This window comes from Limnohabitans sp. JirII-31, assembly GCF_002778315.1.
GTDB lineage: Bacteria > Pseudomonadota > Gammaproteobacteria > Burkholderiales > Burkholderiaceae_C > Limnohabitans.
The window spans coordinates 1-18539 of the sequence record NZ_NESA01000014.1 but is presented as its reverse complement, the minus strand read 5'-3'; the positions used below and the strand labels follow the sequence as shown (position 1 = coordinate 18539).

Annotated in this window: 18 protein-coding genes; 8 read left to right on the top strand and 10 right to left on the bottom strand. The window is 57.5% G+C overall.

Features of this window, described 5'->3' with window-relative positions:
* Positions 1-17: 17 nt before the first annotated feature.
* Entirely contained in the window at positions 18-1187 is a 1170-nt protein-coding gene (locus B9Z41_RS14865) for an ABC transporter substrate-binding protein (RefSeq protein WP_100147868.1), read from the bottom strand.
* Between the two features lie 101 nt (positions 1188-1288).
* On the opposite strand from B9Z41_RS14865, the gene B9Z41_RS14860 reads away from it, so the two are divergent.
* Positions 1289-1810 carry a MarR family winged helix-turn-helix transcriptional regulator gene (locus B9Z41_RS14860; RefSeq protein ID WP_100147867.1) on the top strand — a complete coding sequence of 174 codons (522 nt, stop codon included), beginning with the start codon at positions 1289-1291 and terminating at the stop codon, positions 1808-1810.
* Positions 1811-1839: 29 nt separating this feature from the next.
* On the opposite strand, the gene B9Z41_RS14855 is transcribed toward B9Z41_RS14860, so the two are convergent.
* The 4 genes from B9Z41_RS14855 to B9Z41_RS14840 all read right to left on the bottom strand — a co-directional run bounded on the left by B9Z41_RS14855 (position 1840) and on the right by B9Z41_RS14840 (position 6882).
* A complete protein-coding gene (locus tag B9Z41_RS14855) occupies positions 1840-2772 on the bottom strand; it encodes a tripartite tricarboxylate transporter substrate binding protein (RefSeq protein WP_100147866.1) in 933 nt (310 codons plus the stop codon).
* 76 nt (positions 2773-2848) lie between these two features.
* Positions 2849-3412 (bottom strand): cytochrome c, encoded by a 564-nt coding sequence (locus B9Z41_RS14850; RefSeq protein WP_158236199.1) that lies wholly within the window; start codon positions 3410-3412, stop codon positions 2849-2851.
* A gap of 32 nt (positions 3413-3444) precedes the next feature.
* Positions 3445-4686: a sorbosone dehydrogenase family protein gene (locus B9Z41_RS14845; RefSeq protein WP_233202719.1), complete on the bottom strand. Its 1242-nt coding sequence runs from the start codon at positions 4684-4686 to the stop codon at positions 3445-3447.
* A 105-nt stretch (positions 4687-4791) separates the two neighbouring features.
* Entirely contained in the window at positions 4792-6882 is a 2091-nt protein-coding gene (locus B9Z41_RS14840; RefSeq protein WP_158236198.1) for a TonB-dependent receptor, read from the bottom strand.
* Positions 6883-7025: 143 nt separating this feature from the next.
* Between B9Z41_RS14840 and B9Z41_RS14835 the strand changes: the two genes are divergently transcribed.
* The 4 genes from B9Z41_RS14835 to B9Z41_RS14820 are packed head-to-tail and all read left to right on the top strand — an operon-like array spanning position 7026 to position 13042.
* Positions 7026-8090, top strand: coding sequence for an alpha/beta fold hydrolase (locus B9Z41_RS14835; protein ID WP_100147863.1), 1065 nt, complete (start codon positions 7026-7028; stop codon positions 8088-8090).
* Between the two features lie 24 nt (positions 8091-8114).
* Positions 8115-10304, top strand: a complete 2190-nt coding sequence (locus B9Z41_RS14830; protein ID WP_100147862.1) for a SulP family inorganic anion transporter — start codon at positions 8115-8117, stop codon at positions 10302-10304.
* A 27-nt stretch (positions 10305-10331) separates the two neighbouring features.
* Positions 10332-10832, top strand: a complete 501-nt coding sequence (locus tag B9Z41_RS14825; RefSeq protein ID WP_100147861.1) for a (2Fe-2S)-binding protein — start codon at positions 10332-10334, stop codon at positions 10830-10832.
* Positions 10833-10843: 11 nt separating this feature from the next.
* Positions 10844-13042 (top strand): molybdopterin cofactor-binding domain-containing protein, encoded by a 2199-nt coding sequence (locus tag B9Z41_RS14820; protein WP_100147860.1) that lies wholly within the window; start codon positions 10844-10846, stop codon positions 13040-13042.
* A 61-nt stretch (positions 13043-13103) separates the two neighbouring features.
* On the opposite strand, the gene soxA is transcribed toward B9Z41_RS14820, so the two are convergent.
* Genes soxA through B9Z41_RS14795 form a run of 5 tightly spaced genes read right to left on the bottom strand, consistent with a single transcriptional unit; the run spans position 13104 to position 15978 of the window.
* Positions 13104-13877: a sulfur oxidation c-type cytochrome SoxA gene (soxA, locus tag B9Z41_RS14815; RefSeq protein ID WP_100147859.1), complete on the bottom strand. Its 774-nt coding sequence runs from the start codon at positions 13875-13877 to the stop codon at positions 13104-13106.
* A 7-nt stretch (positions 13878-13884) separates the two neighbouring features.
* Complete coding sequence (locus tag B9Z41_RS14810; protein WP_100147858.1) at positions 13885-14223, bottom strand: thiosulfate oxidation carrier complex protein SoxZ; 339 nt, start codon at positions 14221-14223, stop codon at positions 13885-13887.
* Between the two features lie 5 nt (positions 14224-14228).
* Positions 14229-14681, bottom strand: a complete 453-nt coding sequence (locus B9Z41_RS14805) for a thiosulfate oxidation carrier protein SoxY (protein ID WP_100147857.1) — start codon at positions 14679-14681, stop codon at positions 14229-14231.
* 11 nt (positions 14682-14692) lie between these two features.
* Positions 14693-15097 (bottom strand): sulfur oxidation c-type cytochrome SoxX, encoded by a 405-nt coding sequence (gene soxX, locus B9Z41_RS14800; RefSeq protein WP_100147856.1) that lies wholly within the window; start codon positions 15095-15097, stop codon positions 14693-14695.
* Positions 15094-15978 carry a DMT family transporter gene (locus tag B9Z41_RS14795; protein WP_100147855.1) on the bottom strand — a complete coding sequence of 295 codons (885 nt, stop codon included), beginning with the start codon at positions 15976-15978 and terminating at the stop codon, positions 15094-15096. The genes soxX and B9Z41_RS14795 overlap by 4 nt, the downstream gene beginning before the upstream one ends.
* 175 nt (positions 15979-16153) lie before the next feature.
* Between B9Z41_RS14795 and B9Z41_RS14790 the strand changes: the two genes are divergently transcribed.
* The 3 genes from B9Z41_RS14790 to B9Z41_RS14780 all read left to right on the top strand — a co-directional run bounded on the left by B9Z41_RS14790 (position 16154) and on the right by B9Z41_RS14780 (position 18419).
* Positions 16154-16921, top strand: a complete 768-nt coding sequence (locus B9Z41_RS14790; protein ID WP_100147854.1) for a helix-turn-helix transcriptional regulator — start codon at positions 16154-16156, stop codon at positions 16919-16921.
* A 301-nt stretch (positions 16922-17222) separates the two neighbouring features.
* Positions 17223-18164 (top strand): hypothetical protein, encoded by a 942-nt coding sequence (locus tag B9Z41_RS14785; RefSeq protein ID WP_100147853.1) that lies wholly within the window; start codon positions 17223-17225, stop codon positions 18162-18164.
* Between the two features lie 36 nt (positions 18165-18200).
* The gene (locus B9Z41_RS14780) at positions 18201-18419 is read left to right on the top strand and encodes a hypothetical protein (RefSeq protein ID WP_143474213.1); all 219 of its coding nucleotides are present in this window, start codon (positions 18201-18203) and stop codon (positions 18417-18419) included.
* The last annotated feature ends 120 nt before the right edge of the window (positions 18420-18539 follow it).

The following is an 18539-nucleotide window of genomic DNA, read 5'->3' as shown; positions in this document are numbered from 1 at the left end:
GGTGTGTTCTCTCAAACTCAAGGGGTCACGGCTTTGACGGTGTCGATCTCGGTGTTCCAGAGTTGTCCGTTTTTACGCTCAACTTTTCGGATGTACACGTCTTGCACGATGTCGCGTGTTTGTGCGCTGATTTGGATGGGCCCACGTGGGCTCTCAAAACTCAGGCCCTTCATGGCATCCACCAAGTCCATGCCTTTGCCCTGACCTTTGGTGGCCTTGAGCGCGGTGTAGATGGCATGCATGCCGTCGTAGCCGCCCACCGCCATGAAGTTGGGACGCATGCCGTTGTTGGCCTTGCCAAATGCAGCGACAAATTTTTTGTTCAAGGCCGAGTCATGCGATGCCGAGTAGTGGAACGAGGTCACCACACCCAGCGCGGCGTCACCCATGTCGTTCAAGGTGTCGTCGTCGGTCACCCCCCCATCGCCAATCAGCTTCACGCCTGCTTTGTCCAAGCCACGTTCCGTGAACTGCTTCATCAAACTCACCGCTGGGCCGGAGGGAATGAACACAAACAAGGCGTCGGGTTTTTCGTCGCGAATTTTTTGCAGATAGGGCGCGAAGTCGGGGTTGCGCATGGGCACGCGAATTTCGCCCACCACTTTGCCGCCATCACGTTCGACGTGTTCTTTGAAGGTTTTCTCCGCGTCAATGCCGGGGCCGTAGTCGGAGACCATGGTCATCACTCGGCCAATTTTTTGGCGTTTGACCCACTCGGCCATGGTGCCAGCGGACTGCGACAAGGTGTAACTGGTGCGCACCAGGTAGGGCGAGGTGGCCACGATGCCGGTGGTGGCGGCGGCCATGATGACGGCTGGGGTTTTGCCTTGGGTGGCAATGGGGCCCACGGCCAAGGCCGATGGCGTGATGCCAAAGCCTGCCAGCACATCGACCTTGTCGTTGACCACCAGCTCTTGGGCGATGCGCTTGGATTGGTCGGGCACACCGCCGTCGTCGCGCAAGATCACTTCAATTTTGCGTCCGGCCACGTCGCTGCCGTTGTCGGCCATGTAGAGCTTCACAGCGGCATCGATTTGTCGACCGGTGGATGCAAAGGGACCCGTCATGGGCAGGATCAAACCCACTTTGAAGGTGGGCGCTTGTGCAAATGCCAAGCTGGGCACACACGCTGCTGCACAGGCCAGTTGAACCAGGAAGGCGCGTTTGGGGAGTCGACGGTGGGTCACGGAGGGTTTCCTTCAGTATGCTGAAGGTTTCATGGTATTTCATGATTTTCTCGATCCATGCACGGAGATACCCTAATGCCTTGCCTCAAAATACAGGTCTCATGAAAAAAACCACCACCTCACGTCAATCGGTTTCCGCAGATCTTTACGATCAGCCGGGGCATTTGATGCGTCGTGCGCATCAAATCACGGTGAGCTTGTTTCAAGAAGAAGTGGGCGAGGTGGTCAGCCCCAAAGAGTTCGCGATTTTGCGCATGATCCATGAAACCCCCGACGTTGACCAAGTGCGGCTGGCCCGACTGATTGGCATTGACACTTCGTCGGCCGCTTTGACCGCAGCCAAGTTGGAAAAGCGCGGCCTGATTGCGCGCACTGTCTCGACCGTGGACCGACGCTTGCTGAGTTTGCGCCTGACGCCAGAGGGGGAGCAGTTGTTGGATGACACCGTCAGCGGTGTCTACCGCATGCGCGAAAAATTGCTTTCGCCACTGACCGAGTCCGAACAAAAGGTGTTCATGCGCTTGTTGAGAAAGTTTGTCCACCTGCACAACGACGAGAGTCGTGCGCCACTGTGGACGCAGGTGGATGCGGCCAAACCGGGCAAGCGCAAGTCAGAGACCTGAGCCTTGCGAGGCACGCGCGCAAAAGGTGTTCAGTCCAGCTTTGCGCCCGACTTTTTCACCACCTCCGACCAACGCGCCAATTCTGTGCTGAGAAATTTGGCAAAGTCGTCGGCACCCAAGAACGCCGGGTCGGCACCTTGGTCGGTCATGCGGCTGCGCACATCGGCTTGACCGAGCACAGTTTTGAAGGCATCGCTGAGCTGTTGCACCACCTCTTTGGGTGTGCCCGCTGGCGCCAAGAAACCATAAAAGCCCACCACCTCAAAGCCCGGCAAACCGCTTTCAATCACCGTGGGCACATCGGGCAAGGCCACGCTGCGTTCGCGGCTGGTCACAGCCAGGGCGCGCACCTTGCCTTGGCGGTGGTAGTTGGCCGCTTGCGGAATGCTCTCGGCCATGAACTGCACTTGACCGGCCATCAAGTCGGTAAAGGCGGGCGCACTGCCACGGTAAGGGATGTGGACCATGAACAAACCCGTGGCGTTTTTGAACATCTCGGGCACCAAGTGGCTGATGCCCCCATTGCCTGCTGAGCCGTAGTTGATTTGCCCAGGGCGCGCCTTGGCATAGGCAATGAATTGCGGCAAGGTGGTGACGGGCAACTTGGGGTTGACCAACAAGGCCAGGGGTTGCATGGCGGTGCGCGCCACGGGCACAAAGTCGCGCAGCGTGCCGTAGGGCAGTTTGGTGTAGAGCGCCGGGTTGATCACCATCACGCCGGTATTGGCCAGCATCAAGGTGTGGCCATCGGGGGGCGACTTCATGACCTCTTGTGCACCTACGGTGCCGCCTGCGCCGGATTTGTAGTCGATCAACACCGGTTGACCGAGCACCGCTTGCAGCTTGTCGGCCAGCAAACGCGCGTGTAAGTCCAGGGGGCCCCCGGCTGGAAAACCCACCACGATGCGAATGGGTTTGGTGGGGAATGTGGCGGCGCTTGCTGCGCCGCCGCCACAGGTCATCACGGTGAGCACCAGACCCAGTGAAACAAGTAATCCGTGCAGGATGCGTCGTGTCTGGGTCATGGTGGGTTCTCCTCTAAGGCAAGCTGGCAGCATAAACCGCCATGGCGTCAATCTCTTCGTCGGTCAGGCTGCGGGCGGCGCTGCCCATGGTGCCGTCCATGTCGGCGCGTGCGCCAGAGCGCAGGTTGCGCAACTGGGTGGTGAAGTACTCGCTCGACTGACCCGACAGGCGTGGCACATGCTTTTGGCCTTGCAACTTGGCGCCGTGGCATGACGAGCAGTACTGCTGTTGCGCAATGACCTGGCCTTTGGCAATTTTGGCGGCATCACCACCCGTTTGTGCTGGCGGCGCAGGCAGTGCGGCGTAATGTGCCGCAATGTCGCGCATGTCTTGCTCGCTCAGGTTGGCGGCGATGGCCTCCATGCCACCGCCTTTGCGGCGTTGGTCACGGAATTGCAACAGTTGGTAGAACACCGACAGCGGGGGTTGCGCTGCCAGATGCGGCACGCCTGGTATGGCAGACACGCCCTGCTCGCCATGACATGCGACACACAGCTGGGCTTTGGCTTTGCCAGCCACCGCATCGGGGGCAGACACCGCCAGCGTGCTGGTGAGTGCCAACGTAAAAAAGGCCATTCCTTGAATGGCCTTGGAGAGCTTTAAAAAGCTCATTTGGCGTAGGTCACGCGGAAGATCGCGCCCGCCACGTCGTCAGACACCAGCAACGAGCCGTCTTTCAAGACATGCACGTCAGCAGGGCGGCCAAAGTAGTCTTCGCCGCTGGCCCAGCCAGAGATGAAGACTTCTTTTTTGGTCACGTTGCCTTTGGCATCGAGCACCACGCGCACCACGTCGTAGCCAGTTTTCTTGGTGCGGTTCCAAGAGCCGTGCTCAGCGATGAAGATGTTGTTTTTGTACTCGGCAGGGAACTGCTTGCCGGTGTAGAAACGCATGCCCAAAGCGGCCACGTGGGGGCCAATCTTCAACACAGGCTTGTCGAACTCGTCGCAGGTACGGCCTTTGCCGTGATCGGGGTCGAGCAAGTCGCCTTGATGGCAGAAGGGGTAGCCAAAGTTCATGCCCTTGCGGGTGAGGCGGTGCAAGGTGTCGTTGGGCAGGTCATCGTTCACCCAGTCGCGGCCGTTGTTGGTGAACCAGAGTTCTTTGGTGACGGGGTGGAAGTCCATGCCCACGCTGTTACGCACGCCATGTGCCATGGTCTCTAGCTTGTTGGTCTTGAGGTTCAAGCGCACGATGGTGGCGTGCGTGACGGGCTGGACCACGATGTTGGCGGGTGTGCCGATTTGGAAATACAGGTAGTTGCCGTCTGGGCTCAACTTCATGAATTTCCAGCCGTGGGCTTCGTCGTTGGGCAGCGCGTCAAACACGACCACGGGAGCCGGTGGGTTGTCCAGGTTTGCTTCGATGTTGTCGTAGCGAATGATGCGCGACAGCTCAGCCACATACAGCGAGCCGTCTTTGAATGCCACGCCGTTGGGGCGGTGCAGGCCTTTGGCAATGGTTTTGACTTCGCGCTTGTCGCCCTTGTCGATCACGGCATACACGTTACCCGTGAAGCGGGTGCCGACAAACAAGGTGCCGCTGGGGCTTTGCACCATGGAGCGTGCATTGGGCATGCCCGTGGCCCACAACTCAACTTTGAAGCCAGCGGGGGCTTTGAGGTTTTGGGTCGGGATGTCGCTCGCGGGCAGTGCGGTCATGCCGGGTGGGTTGGGCGTCAAATTCAGCGCCGCTTGTTCGGGCGTGCGGCCTTGGGCCCAGGTGGGCGGAATGGCGGCTGCGGCGGGCGCAGCGGGCGCTGCTTGTGCGAAGGCACCAGCGCTGGCCAGGCCCAGGCCCAGGGTGAGTGCTGCGTTTTGCAGCGTGCGGATGAAGCGTCGTTGTTGCACGGAGGTCTCCTTGTGTGAGGGGGTGGATTTAAATCGAAGTCCCCCCAAGGCCGAGTCGCAAAGGCGATTCGTGGTCTCTTTGTATGGGTAATTGCCAGCTGAGCGTCAGAGAGGGAGTCGGCTTTGCACGCCCAGCACCCACGACCGCGGCAGCCCGGGTTCGAAGTACTGGCTGCTGGCTTGGTTGACGATGACCGAGCCCACCGTGCTGCGGTTGCTCAGGTTGTCGATGCCCACAAACGCTTCTATCTGCGCGGTGCCCACCGCGTAGCGCTGACGCACGCGTGCGTTGAACACACCAAACCCTGCGGCACGGGCGGTGTTGTTGTCGTCGGCCCACAGCTGTGAACGCGCCATCCAATCCAGGGTGACCTCCGTGCCCAAGGCTGGTTTGCGCGCTGTGCCACTGAAACCCAGCTGCGACCATTGCAGCGAGCTAAACAGTTGTCGTTGCGGGATGCCAGGCAGTTGGCTGCCCGCCACGACCGTGTTGAAGCCTTGCGTGTAGCTGGCATTCATGAGCGTGGCAGAAGCCAGACCGCGCCAGTGTGGGTTGATGCGTTGACGCCAAGACAGTTCAAACCCGTCGCGCAAGGTTTGACTGGCGTTGGTGTACGCAGTTTTGCCGCCAGCAGACAGCGACGACACAATTTCGTTGTCGGTGGTGATGCGAAACCACGCGGCATCTAAGCGCGTGTCCACGGAGGGGGCCCACTTGCTGCCCACTTCCAGGTGCTGGCTGCGTGCGGCCAGCAAGTTGGGGTTGAACAAACCGACCACGGTGCTGCCGCTTTTGGTGTAAGCCGCTTCTGACAGCGTGGGTGTTTCAAAGCCCTTGCCTTGGTTGATGTAGAGGTTGAGGCTGTCGCTGGCATGCCAAGTCAGGCCCAGGATCGGGTTGGTGGCGGTGTAGGTGACGGCACCCGAACCGTCGCGGCCATCGCTGAGGTAGTCGTCGCGGCTTTTGAGTTCGACATGGCTATGGCGCACACCGGTGACCACCGTCCATCGCTCGCCCAAGTGCCAATTGACTTGGCCAAAGTAGTCCTGGTTGTCGGCCTCGTTCATTTCGTTGCGCGTGGCCGATCCGGTTTGGCTGCCCAAAGCGGTGTTGCCGCCTTGGCGCTGTTCGCCGGAATGGTCTTTGTCCAAGCCCACCACCCAGTCGATGCGCGTGTCAGCCAGCACACGGCCTTTGCCATTGAGTTGTAACCCCAGCCCATCAAAGTGACGGCTCAAGCCCACCCACGTGCCCGCGTTGGGTGTGGTGCTGGAGGCTTGGTATTGCAGGTTGTCGCGCATGCCGCTGTAGACGCGGGCTTGCAAGCGCAGATCGCTGTCGATGCGGTGCTCCAGCACGCCGCCCACTTGCTCTTGTTTCACCGTTTTACGCGCACCATTGCTGACGGCGTTGGTACCTGCGATGTCGGGTGTGCTGAGCTGCGCCGCAGTGAGCCCCAGCGGGTCTTTGGCGTACGGCATGTCGAACACGTTGACGATGAGCTTGAGGCGGGTGTCTGGCTTGGCGTCGAGCGTGATCACGCTGTTGAGCTGCTGGCGCCGAGCGTCGCTGTTGGCGCGGTAGCCGCTGATGCCGAATGTGCTGTAGTCGGCCACGATGCCGACCTGACCCAGGCGGTCGCTCATTTGCCAGTCGGTGCGCGTCATGCCAAACGAGCCGAGGAAGAGCTGATTTTGCAACTCGGGCCCTGTGCCTGCTTCGCGTGTGAAGGTTTGAATCACCCCCCCTGAGGCATTGCCGTACAACTGAGCCAGTGGGCCGGTGAGCACTTCGATGCGTTCGGTCGAGGTGAGGCTGACGGTGGAGGCTTGGCCCTGACCATCGGGGATGGTGGCCGGTATGCCGTCAGTGATGAGGCGAATGCCACGCAAACCAAACGCTGCACGCGAGCCAAAGCCACGGATCGAGATTTGCACATCTTGTGCATAGTTGTTGCGGTTCAAGGCCACCACGCCGGGCACGCGGTTGAGGGCGTCTGACAGGTTGACCTGGGGACCGCTGCTGCGCAGGGTGTCGGCCTCGATGGTGTAGACCGATGCGGGGGCGTCGAACTGCTTTTGCGCCAGACGCCCGCTTTGCACCGTGACCTCGGGCAAGGTCTCGGTGGCAATTTGAGCCAGCACAGGCCCAGACACGGCGCACAAGGCGCTGGCAGCAAGCAATCGATTCAGCACACGCAACTTTCTAAATAAAACACAAGATGGTGAGCGATCTTAGGTGGCGGTTGCCCTGCATCAGTTGCATGGGCGACACCCGTCTGGCGGTAAATCAGTAGAGTGCCGCATGACCCCTGAAGCCTCAGGGTTGGAGCGTTGAGATGACATCTTTTTTGAAAACTCTGTTGGCGCTGTTCGGACTGTTGGGCGCTTGCATGGGGCATGCACAAAACTACCTTGCACCGCAGACGGGTGTGTGGGTGGCCAAAGATTTTCGCTTTCACACGGGCGAAGTGATGCCTGAGTTGCGTCTGGCGTACACCACGGTGGGCAATCCCCGTGGTGAACCGGTGGTGTTGCTGCATGGCACCACCAGCGCAGGGGGGAGTTTTCTGTCGCCCGATTTGGGCGGCGAGTTGTTTGGCCCAGGGCAAGCTTTGGACGCTCAAAAGTACTTCATCATCTTGCCCGATGCTCTGGGGGCCGGGCGTTCCGGCAAGCCCTCGGATGGTTTGCGCACCCAGTTTCCGCGCTACAACTACGACGACATGGTGGCGGCGCAACACCGCTTGCTGACCGAAGGCTTAGGCCTCACCCATGTGCGCATGATTCTGGGTAACTCCATGGGGGGCATGCACACCTGGGTGTGGGGCATCACGCACCCAGACTTCATGGACGTGTTGGTGCCCATGGCGTCTACGCCCAACCAAATGTCAGGTCGCAATTGGATGATGCGTCGCTTCATCATTGACTCCATCCGACAAGACCCGGCGTGGATGAATGGCCAATACACCAGCCAACCACCAAGCCTGCAATTTGCCAATGTGTTTTTTGCCACCGCGACCAGTGGGGGTGACCAAGGGCTGTACCGCAAAGCACCCACACGCGAACAAGCGGATCGCTTGTTGGACCAGAGCTTGAAAGCGCCGTCCACGGCCGATGCCAACAACCACCTGTACCTGTGGGAAGCCTCGCGTGACTACAACCCCAACCCCCATCTTGAAAAGATCAAGGCCACGGTGTTGGCCATCAACTCGGCTGACGACGAGCGCAACCCACCCAGTTTGGGCCTGATGGAAAAAGCTTTGCAGCGTATGCCTACGGCGCGCTTGTTTTTAATTCCAGCTTCCGAGCAAACCTCCGGCCATGGCACCACGGGTCAAGCCAAGTGGTGGAAAGAAGCGGTGTCCAATGTGCTGGCCACAGCCCCGTTTCGCGGGAAATAACAGGCGCAGTGCTAGGCTAAGTGGATGAATAAAAATTTATCGGGCGATATCTGGGGTGGCTTTGCCGCCATGTTGGTGGCCTTGCCCTCGGCGATTGCGTTTGGCGTGACCATCTTCTCGCCTTTGGGGGCTGAGTTTGGTGCCAAAGGCGCATTGGCTGGCATGTTGGGCGTGGCGGCTTTGGGGCTGGTGGCCGCCTTGTTTGGTGGTACGCAGCGTTTGATATCGGCCCCTTGCGCGCCTGCGGCAGCGGTGCTGTCGGCGCTCACCATTCAAATGACACAGCAAGGCAGTGGTGTGGCCTTGGTGGTGATGACCTTGTTTTTGGTGGCCTTGCTCAGCAGCCTGGTGCAAATTGCATTCGGCTTGTTGCGCATTGGTGAACTCATCAAGTTCATGCCGTTTCCCGTGGTCAGTGGCTACTTGAGTGGGGTGGGCTTGATCATTGTGATGAGCCAGCTGCCCAAATGGATGGCCTTGCCCAAAGGCATGAATTGGTGGCAAGGCTTGATGGCGCCTGAGCTGTGGCAAATGCCCAGCTTGGTGATTGGTGTCGCCACGGCTGGGGTGATGTTGCTCGCGCCGCGTTTGTCGACTCGGGTGCCTGCGGTCATTCAAGGCTTGCTGGCGGGCATGGCCACGTATTGGTTGTTGGCCTTGACGGCTTGGCCGGAGCTGCGTGCCTTGCACGACAACCCCTTGATCATTGGGCCCTTGGCCGTGGGCGGTGAAGGCCTGCTGGACACCCTCACGGGCCCTTGGAAGAGCTTGTCTGAATCGGGCTTGCCGCGCTGGGAGCACATTGTGTTTCCGGCCATGACGCTGGCGGTGCTGTTGTCCATCGACACGCTCAAGACCTGCGTGGTGCTGGACGCGTTGACGGGCTCGCGCCACAACTCGAACCAAGAGTTGATTGGGCAAGGTCTGGGCAACTTGGCCTCGGCTTTGATTGGTGGTGCGCCTGGTGCAGGCACCATGGGTGCCACCTTGGTGAACAAGGCCAGTGGCGGTTCGACTTATTTGTCAGGTGTGTTTCAAGGGCTGTGGTCGTTGCTGGCCATTGTGTTGCTGACCTCGTTGATTGCCTGGGTCCCGGTGGCGGCTTTGGCTGCCTTGTTGATCGTCATTGGCTTCAAGATGATCGATTGGCATTCGTTCCAATTGGTGCGTTCACAAGACACGGTGCTGGATTTCTTGGTGATTGTGTTGGTGGTGATCGTGGCCAACACCGTGAGTTTGATCGCTGCGTCCGGTGTGGGTGTTGCGCTGGCCATTTTGTTGTTCTTGCGTGAGCAGATTCACACCACCACGATTCGTCGCAAGAGTTTTGGCAACAAGGTGTTTTCGTCTCGCGTGCGCAACCAGCACGAGTTGCAAGTGTTGGCCGAGAAGGGGCAACAGACGGTGATTTTCGAATTGCAAGGCAGCTTGTTTTTTGGCACCACCGACCAGCTCTATAGCGCGATTGAGCCTGAACTCAACAGCGCTCACTTTGTATTGCTCGACTTTTTGCGCGTGCAGTCGATGGACATGACGGCGGGTCACATGATTGAGCGCATTCGCAACATGCTGGCCGAAAAGCATGCACGACTGGTCCTCACACGGGTGCCAGAGCGTTTGCCCAACGGGCGTGACTTGCGCTCGTATGTTGACCACATTGGTCTGTTGTCAGACAACACTGCCAAAATTTTTGATGAATTCGACGAGGCGCTGGAGTGGATTGAAGACGAAACCCTCAAACGGGCAGGCCACGAGCATGTGTCCGGTGAAGGTTTGCCATTGGGTAAGTTTGAAATTTTCCACGGCCTCAATGACACGGAGTTGGCTGCGTTGGAGGCTTGCCAGGTGGTGCGTACTTACGCTGCCGGCGATGTGGTGTTTGCCGCAGACACGGTGGGCCATGAGCTGATGCTGATCAGCCGTGGTGAAGTCAAAGTCAGTCTGCCGATGGCAGATGGCAAAACCATCCACTTGGCCACGTTCAGCCGGGGGCAGTTTTTTGGCGAGATGTCGTTTTTGGATGGACGTGCCCACTCAGCCGATGTGCAGGCCACCCGAGAGACGGAGTTGATTGCCATCGACCGTCGTGCCTTTGCCAAGGTGGCGGTGGGCGACCCGGTGATGAGCATCAGTGTCATGCGCGCAGTCGCACTCGCCATTGCCGACCGATTGCGACATGCCAATGCAGAATTGCGCGAAATGCGCCAAACTTAAACCACTCAAATCACAAGGAGACAAAGCATGAAACTGAATGTCAATGGAACCGTCCGCACGGTGGACGCCGAACCGCAAATGCCGCTGTTATGGGCGCTGCGCGAAGTGTTGGGACTGACCGGTACCAAATATGGCTGTGGTGTGGCGCAGTGCGGGGCCTGCACCGTGCATCTCAATGGCGAACCGGCACGTTCATGCTCGATACCCGTATCAGCTGTGACCAGCATGAAGGTCACCACCATCGAAGGCCTGTCAAAAAATGCCAGCCATGCGGTGCAGAAAGCCTGGGCCGAGTTGGATGTGCCGCAGTGCGGTTATTGCCAGTCGGGCCAGGTGATGGCGGCAGCTGCTTTGCTGGCGCGCAAACCCAAACCCACCGATGCCGACATTGACGAAGCCATGAGCAATATTTGCCGCTGCGGCACTTACCAGCGCATCCGTGATGCCATCCATGTGGCGGCGGGCCAAATGAAACTCGGCGACGTGTTGGCGTCTTACGAGTCGGTTGACATCAACGCACAAGCTTGAGGAGACACACCATGACACACACCTCAACACCCAACACCTCACGCCGCCATTTTTTGGTCAGCTCTGCCGCCGTGGGCAGTGGCTTGGCCTTGGGCCTGAGCTTTGCCCCCAGCGCCATGGCGCAAGCGGCCTACACCACGCTCACGCCCAATGAGATCAACATCTGGGTGGTGGTCAAACCCGATGACTCGGTGGTGATTCGCATTGCCCGTTCCGAGATGGGCCAAGGCACACGCACGGGCTTGGCCCAATTGGTGGCCGAAGAGCTGGATTGCGACTGGTCCAAAGTCACCACCGAAATGCCCACCCCTGGACAAAGCCTGGCACGCAAGCGTGCTTGGGGCGACATGTCGACCGGGGGCAGCCGAGGCATTCGCACCTCACACGACTACGTGCGTCGCGGCGGTGCTGCGGCACGCCTGATGCTGATGCAAGCTGCGGCCAACCGATGGAATGTGCCAGTGGCCGAAGTGATGGCCAAAGAAGGCGTGATCACCCACGCCATTTCGGGGCGCACCCTGAGCTACGGCAAAGTGGCGGACGACGCCGCGAAGTTGACCGCACCCGACCCCAAAAACATCGTCTTGAAAAAGCCCAGCCAATGGCGCATTGCGGGCAAGTCGATGCGTCGTCTGGACACTGCCGACAAGGTGGATGGGCGCAAGACTTTTAGCATTGACTTGCAATTGCCTGGCATGCTCAACGCGGCGGTGATGCAAAGCCCGGTGTTTGGTGGCAAGTTGGTGAGCTACGACGACAGCAAGATTGCCAAGATGCGTGGCGTCAAAGGGGTGGTCAAGATCAACGACAGCACCCTGGCTGTGGTGGCTGACACTTTCTGGCGTGCCAAGACAGCCTTGGCTGAATTGCCTGTGGTGTGGGATGACGGCGTGAACGGCAACACGTCAAGCGCCACCATCGACGCCATGCTGCGTGAAGGCCTGACGGCCAATGGCGACTTCTGGCAACGCAAAGAGGGCGATGCGCCAGCGGCCATTGCGCAAGCCGCCAAAAAAGTGGAAGCCACATACACCAGCCCGTTTCTGGCCCACGCCACGATGGAGCCGATGAACTGCACGGTGCGCATCACCGGTAACCGTGCCGAGGCCTGGGTGCCCACGCAAAGCGCCGAAGGCTCGTTGGCCGCGTTGGCCGAAGCCACTGGTTTTCCGCTGGCGCAGTGTGATGTGTACAAGATGGACTTGGGCGGCGGCCTAGGCCGACGTGGCGGCCACCAAGAGTATGTCGACCAAGCGGCACAGGTGGCGAAGAAGTTTCCGGGCAAACCCATCAAGCTGGTGTGGAGCCGTGAAGAAGACATGACGCACGACTTTTACCGCCCGATCTCGATGGCCAAGATGTCGGCAGGTATCGACGACAAAGGCAATATGACGGCGTTCCATGTGCGCGTGTCGGGCCAATCGCTCAACGCCTTGTTGTCGCCCATGTCGATCAAGAACAACAAAGACACGCGCCAGATGCAGGGGTTTTGGGAGGAGCCAGGCGATGCCCAGCTGGGCTACACCTTCCCCAATTTGTTGACCGAGTACGTGATGCGCAACACCCATGTGCCAGTGGGCCCATGGCGTGGTGTGAACACCAACCAAAACGGCATTTACATGGAGTGCTTCATTGAAGAGTGCGCACGCGCTGCGGGCAAGGACTCGCTGGAGTTTCGCCGTGCTTTGATGAAGAACCACCCCAAGCATTTGGGCGTTCTTAACGCAGCAGCAGAAGCGGGCGATTGGGGCAAGCCTCTGCCACCGGGCGTGTTCCGTGGCATTGCGCAATTCATGGGTTACGCCAGCTACTCGGCGGCCACGGCTGAGGTGTCGGTGTCACCCAAGGGCGAGGTCAAAATTCACCGCATGGTGTTTGCCTTGAACTCGGGCCATGTGGTCAACCCGGCGCAAGTGCGCGCCCAAATTGAGGGCTCGGTGGTCATGGGCTTGTCAGGTGTGTTTTTGGGTGAAAACACGGTGGAGAAAGGACGCATGAAAGAGCGCAACTTTGACACTTACCCCTTGATGCGCCTGAAAGAAACGCCCAAGGTGGAAACCGTGTTGGTGCCTACCGGCGACTTCTGGGGTGGTGTGGGTGAGCCCACCATCTGCGTGGTGGGCCCTGCGGTGCTCAACGCGATTTATGCCGCCACAGGCAAACCACAGCGCGACTTGCCATTGCGCAAGCACGGGTTGACCTTGGTTTAAACGCTTTGGTTCAGAAGGCCCAACCGTTTACGGTTGGGCTTTTTCTTTTGGGCTAGGCCGATCAGCGCCGTATCGACGGACCATCCAAGGGCATGCCATCGGCGCGCACCTTGAGGTAGAGCTCCAACTGCCGCAAGGCTGGGCTGCCCGATGGGGGCAGTGTGGCTTGCACACCTGAGTAACACGCACGCAAGCGGCGGTCGATGGAGCCCAGGTTTTGCCAATTCAAACGGTAGACAGGAAAGCCGCTGGGGTGGCCCGGACTCACCACCTCGGCGCGCAAGGCTGCACCCACTTTGCCATCGTGACAATGCACACATGCCAGGTTGAGCCGCCCCAAGCGTGTGGCGTAAATCTGTGCGCCTTGCGCGAGTTCGGCTTGCCAGCGTTGTTGACCCGCTGCATCGGCAGGCGCTTGTACGTGCATGGCTTGGCCTTTGCCGATGCTGTGCAACAAGGCGCTGAGCGACAGGGTGTCGTCGTCTTCCACCCCTTTGGGGCTTTGGCCTGCACGCTGGCGACACAGGTTGATTTGGTCTTCCAGGTTGACGAGACGTGTCTGGCCATTGCGTGTGACCAGGCGTGGGTGTTGTGCGGCTGAGGTGCGCAAAGTGTCTGGGTTGTTGTGGCAACTTTGACAGCCGTTGCGCCACAAGGTTTGGCCTTTTTCAACCCACAGCGTGACCGGGTTGGCATCGGCGTCTTGCTGCATGGCTTGCAGCTGTGGCGTTAAAAACTGGTTGCCGCTGAGCAGGGCTTGTGCATTCACCAGCAGAGGCAGCCCCAGAGCTGCCAACAGCCCTAGCGCACGTTGCCAGCGGGTGTGAACTTGCATATCGTGTTCAGCGGTAGACCAAGGGGCGACGCAGTTGGCCGGTGCGGCCTTTGTCGTCGTTCCAACTCACCACCATGTCGCCCGCTTGTGGGGGCAAGGTGCATGAAAAGAAAAACATCGGATTGGCCGCCATGCCGGTGCCCAACTCGGCTTCAAAAACCAGCGCATCGCCCACATGCACTTTGACGAATTGCAGAATGTCTTTGGCCACTTGCTGTCCTGAGCTGTCGTGGCGAAAACCGGTTTCCATCACGTGCCCGAGCAACAAGCGCACCTCGACTTCGGCGTTGGGGCGCACAGGGCCAGCCAGCGACAAGCGAACAGGAAGCTCAAGGGTTTGCGCCATGGGGTTCAGGTCTCGTCAAAACATGCCGTAGCGGTGACCACCGTGTGGGTGGCACGACCCAAGGTGCTGCCATCGTTGAGATGTGCCAACACCCAGACCTCTTGGCTCATGGCCAGACGAATGCGGGTGTTGAATTTGAAGCGTGTTTGGCCCTGCCCCAGCGCGAGTTGCAAGATGACGCGGTTGGGGTTTTCTGGGGCGATGATGTCAAAGCCCACCAGTTGTTTGCCTGCCGGGGCCTGCAACGTGAATTGCAACGGAATGGCGTTGCTGTTGTCGGCCAGCGGCGGCAGGGTGACTTCAATGCCCGTGGCTGACAAGCCGCGGGCTTGCAACTCGGCTTGTGAATTGGTTTCTGTGGCTGCTCGTGCATAAGGTGTGCTGAGCACACCCGCAGCAACTGCCCCCAAACTTGCCAGGCAAGTGCGGCGGGCCAGCGTTGTGTGTGTGGGCAACATGGTTGCGCACTCTAGCGCAAAGTGGCCAAGGCTGCTGTCACCTTGTCTATCTCTTCTGGCGTGAGCATCGGGCGTGCCGGGTTGGCTTGTGTGGTGCCTTCTAGGGTGCCGAACGGAGGCATGAGGGAGTTGGGTTTGAGCAGGCGCGCATCCATCACCCATTGGCGCAATTGCGTGGTGTTGTAACGGGTGGCCACACCATCGAGCGAGGGGCCAAAGTCACCTTGCTTGCCGGCAGCACCGTCAATGCCTTTGGCGTCGCGCAGCACGCTCACTTGGTGGCAAGTGACGCAGTTGCCTTGCTGGCGGTTGGCCATGATGCGCAAACCTTGTTCGGCATCGCTCAAAGTTTGTGCTGTACCTGTGCTGGTCCACAGGCACAGCAGCATGGCTAGGCGCAAGTGTGTGCCACTCATCGCTTGCGCAGCCCCAAAAAGATCACGGTGCCTACCACCACCAAACCACCCACCACCTGAACTGGCGCAATGGCCTGGCCCAGCAGCACCCAAGCCAACACCAAGGCAAAGATGGGCTCCACGTTCATGATGGCCGAATTGCCCACCACGCCCAAACGTGGCAACACGGTGAACATGATGGTGAAGGCCGTGCCATACAAAAACGTCAAGCCCGCCAAGCCCCACCAACCGGCTTCAGCCGTTGGCATGTGAAAACCACCTTGCGTACCTACCGCGCTTAAGCCCAGTACCAACACACAGCTCATGGTGCTGAGGGTGCGCACACGGCCATCCACACCAGTGGTTTCGTGTTGGGTGAGCACCAGTGCCAACCCAAATGTGGCCGCAGCGGCCAGGGCAAACGCCACGCCAATGCCGATCAATGACCATTGCGCTTGTGCGCCCAACCCTGAGGCGGCACCTAACACATCCAATGCCAAGGCCAAGCCAAGCAACATCACAGGCATGACGCGCAGCATGACCGCTTCAGGACGATGGCGGTAAATCAAAAAAGCCCACAAGGTGGTCCACAACGGGTAGGTGTTGAACGCAAGTAACGCCAGCGCCACCGGGATGCGTGCCACAGAGGAATAAATGCACAAGCTCTGTACACCCACCAACACCCCTACGCCTAACAAGGCGCGCTTGTTTTGCCGCGTGAGAGAGATCTGCACTTTTTGTTGCCAGATGAGCAGCGCCAACACCAAGGCGGTGACACCGCTGCGCATGGTGACGGCGGTGGCTACATCGACACCGTTTTGAAATGCAAAGCGTGCGGCGACGTGGTTGGAGCCCATCATGAAGGCGATGAGAAGCAGGGTGGAGAAGGCTGATAAGGACACGTGATGACTTGGTGTGGGCTGAGAGTTAAGCGGTGCAGTTTGGCGCTGAGTTTTGCATAAAAGGGAGCAGGTTCTTACTTAAAAATTAATTTACTCACACCTTTGTTTTCAACTTGTTGGGTAAATTGATTGGCGACCTACACGCACCCGTGCATTTATCTAAGTAACGCCATCTATGTCTCGAATTTTCCTTTTTGATTCTTTGCGCGCCCATCTCAAGGCAAGGGGACTCACATATCGGCAACTTGCTGATGGCCTGGGTATTTCGGAGCCCACTATCAAGCGCATCTTTGCCAGCAGCGATTGCTCGATCGAGCGGTTGGATGAAATTTGTGAGTTTTTACAAATCGAGTTGAAGGACTTGATCAAACGAACGCCCAAAAAACGGCAACTGATAGAGCAACTGACGGAGCGACAAGAGGAGGAGTTGGCAGCCAACAAAAAGCTGCTGATGGTTGCTGTGTGTGTGATGAGCTTGTGGCCGGTCAAAGACATGTTGTCGCATCTAACGCTGTCGCGATTGGAATGCACCAGCTTGTTGAACCGCCTCGATGAGATTGGTTTTATTGAGATGCAACCCAAGCATCAATACCGTTTGTTGGTGGCCAAAGATTTTTCATGGATCGTGGGCGGTCCCATCATGCGGCTGATCAAAACCGTGTCGAATGACTTCTTCGACCACCGTTTTGAAGCACCGGGCGAGGTGCTCAAAATCATCAACGTGCGTGTCTCGCCTGCTGTGCGCGAGTCGTTGAAGGCGCGCCTTGAGCGTATTGCACAAGAGTATGCCGACCAAGTTGTCGTTGACTCACACCTGCCTTTGGATGAGCGTCCACCGCTCTCTATTTGTATTGCTGTACGCACATGGGTCCCTGAATTTCTACGCGATTTGATGCGCCTTGAAGCAGACGCAAAGACCCTAGAGAGCGCTGAAAAAACATAAAAGTATCAAAAACACACTGTTTACGTTCGTATTTTGATACTTCCAACAGAGCGCTTGCAAGACATTATTTTTTTGATCAAACTTCAGTGAGGTTAATCACAAAGTAGTCAAAAAAATGGATATGAAAATTTATCTAGTCCTGAAATGCAACATAACTTGCGCTGGTCAAGCATTGTTGAAACGAGTGATTTTGAGGTGTTGCCGAGAACACGGTAGGCCATCTGAATTTCAAGGAAATGGCGAAACTGGAATTTCAATGCGTGGACATCTCAACGCATTGCCAGCTTGAAAGTCAGAAATCATGCACAAACTTATTTTTATGCATCATTTGGAGGCCGTGCAAGCTTGGGCACATACGTCAGGCGTACATGTGCATCTGGCCTCTGGCAATTTGACTTTGACTTTGTCACGAGGAGGTCAGCATTGGCTATTGGTGCCTCGTTTCGTACAGCAAACGGCCGGAAAACTTAGCTATACACACCTGCGCCAAAAAGATACCACCTTCGTCGGTTGGGTCATGCCCGACACACCCAAAATCAATTTGGCACAAGACAGAAAGATTTTTAAAAAATTTGCAACCGATGCCGGGTTGCTTGTGCCATCAGATTGGAGTTCGGGAACAAACATAGGCGCAGATTTCGTCATTAAAAACAGAAAGAGTTCTTTGGGGGGCTCAATCAAAGGGCCATTCAAGACAAGCACTCCACCCCTCCCCTTGGCCGATGGGGAGTTTTATGAGCAGTTTGTGGTGGGACAACCTATGAGAGCCTGGTTTTGGTCTGACCAGGTGGTTGCGCTAGAGGTTGTTGATCAGCCTTACCTCTTGGGCGATGGCGTACGTACGGTGGCAGCACTTCTTCAACCCCGTGGATCGATAGATGTCTCCCTTCCGATCAAACAAGCCGAAGCCTATTTGAATTGGCAAGGGTTAGGCGTGAACACTGTATTGGCTGATCAGCAAAAAGCTTATTTGAGTTTTTCACACAGCAGCTCTTTCCACACCCCAAAAGTTGTTGATGTCAACGTTTTGGGTAAGACGCATGAGAGTGTGCGCGCTCAGCTCACAAGAGCAGCTAAGCAAGTGATGCATCGGCTTTCATCTGTACATCAAAAAGATGTTTTGTACACCCTGGATGGTGTCTTAGATGCCAGAGCACGCATTTGGTTTTTGGAAATCAGCAACCACCCCATGGTGCATCCCAGTGTTTATCCACACATGTTGAATTCATTGATTCTCAAATGAAGTGACCTTTTAATTTTCTTATTGAAGGATAGCCGTGTGATACATGAACTTGAACTCCTACAGTTGTATGCAAATTTGCACCAGCAGCATGTAGAGATAGAACAGCTAAAGCATCAATTTGCCAGTTATGACGAAGAGGGCAAGTTCAAGGCGTTTGGCATGGGTGAAATTTTGCAAGCATTACACGCTATGGGTTTTCAAGCTCATTTAAAGCGTGGTTCGCGCAAAAAGTTCCAAACAAACACATGGTGTTGAATTGCATCCAAATCTGACCCGGGATTTGCATCGAATATTGACCCACCCGATTTGTGCTTTTTAGAGCTCCTGTTTTGATTTTCTCTGTTTTCCCTCCTTATTTCCCTGAGTCGAACTGTT

Excerpts from the sequence above, each read along its gene's own strand:
- B9Z41_RS14860 (WP_100147867.1), top strand. The coding sequence starts at position 1,289 with ATGAAAAAAACCACCACCTCACGTCAATCGGTTTCCGCAGATCTTTAC.
- B9Z41_RS14855 (WP_100147866.1), bottom strand. The coding sequence starts at position 2,772 with ATGACCTGTGGCGGCGGCGCAGCAAGCGCCGCCACATTCCCCACCAAA.
- B9Z41_RS14850 (WP_158236199.1), bottom strand. The coding sequence starts at position 3,412 with ATGGCCTTTTTTACGTTGGCACTCACCAGCACGCTGGCGGTGTCTGCC.
- B9Z41_RS14835 (WP_100147863.1), top strand. The coding sequence starts at position 7,026 with ATGACATCTTTTTTGAAAACTCTGTTGGCGCTGTTCGGACTGTTGGGC.
- B9Z41_RS14830 (WP_100147862.1), top strand. The coding sequence starts at position 8,115 with ATGAATAAAAATTTATCGGGCGATATCTGGGGTGGCTTTGCCGCCATG.
- B9Z41_RS14825 (WP_100147861.1), top strand. The coding sequence starts at position 10,332 with ATGAAACTGAATGTCAATGGAACCGTCCGCACGGTGGACGCCGAACCG.
- B9Z41_RS14820 (WP_100147860.1), top strand. The coding sequence starts at position 10,844 with ATGACACACACCTCAACACCCAACACCTCACGCCGCCATTTTTTGGTC.
- soxA (WP_100147859.1), bottom strand. The coding sequence starts at position 13,877 with ATGCAAGTTCACACCCGCTGGCAACGTGCGCTAGGGCTGTTGGCAGCT.
- B9Z41_RS14810 (WP_100147858.1), bottom strand. The coding sequence starts at position 14,223 with ATGGCGCAAACCCTTGAGCTTCCTGTTCGCTTGTCGCTGGCTGGCCCT.
- B9Z41_RS14805 (WP_100147857.1), bottom strand. The coding sequence starts at position 14,681 with ATGTTGCCCACACACACAACGCTGGCCCGCCGCACTTGCCTGGCAAGT.
- soxX (WP_100147856.1), bottom strand. The coding sequence starts at position 15,097 with ATGAGTGGCACACACTTGCGCCTAGCCATGCTGCTGTGCCTGTGGACC.
- B9Z41_RS14790 (WP_100147854.1), top strand. The coding sequence starts at position 16,154 with ATGTCTCGAATTTTCCTTTTTGATTCTTTGCGCGCCCATCTCAAGGCA.
- B9Z41_RS14785 (WP_100147853.1), top strand. The coding sequence starts at position 17,223 with ATGCACAAACTTATTTTTATGCATCATTTGGAGGCCGTGCAAGCTTGG.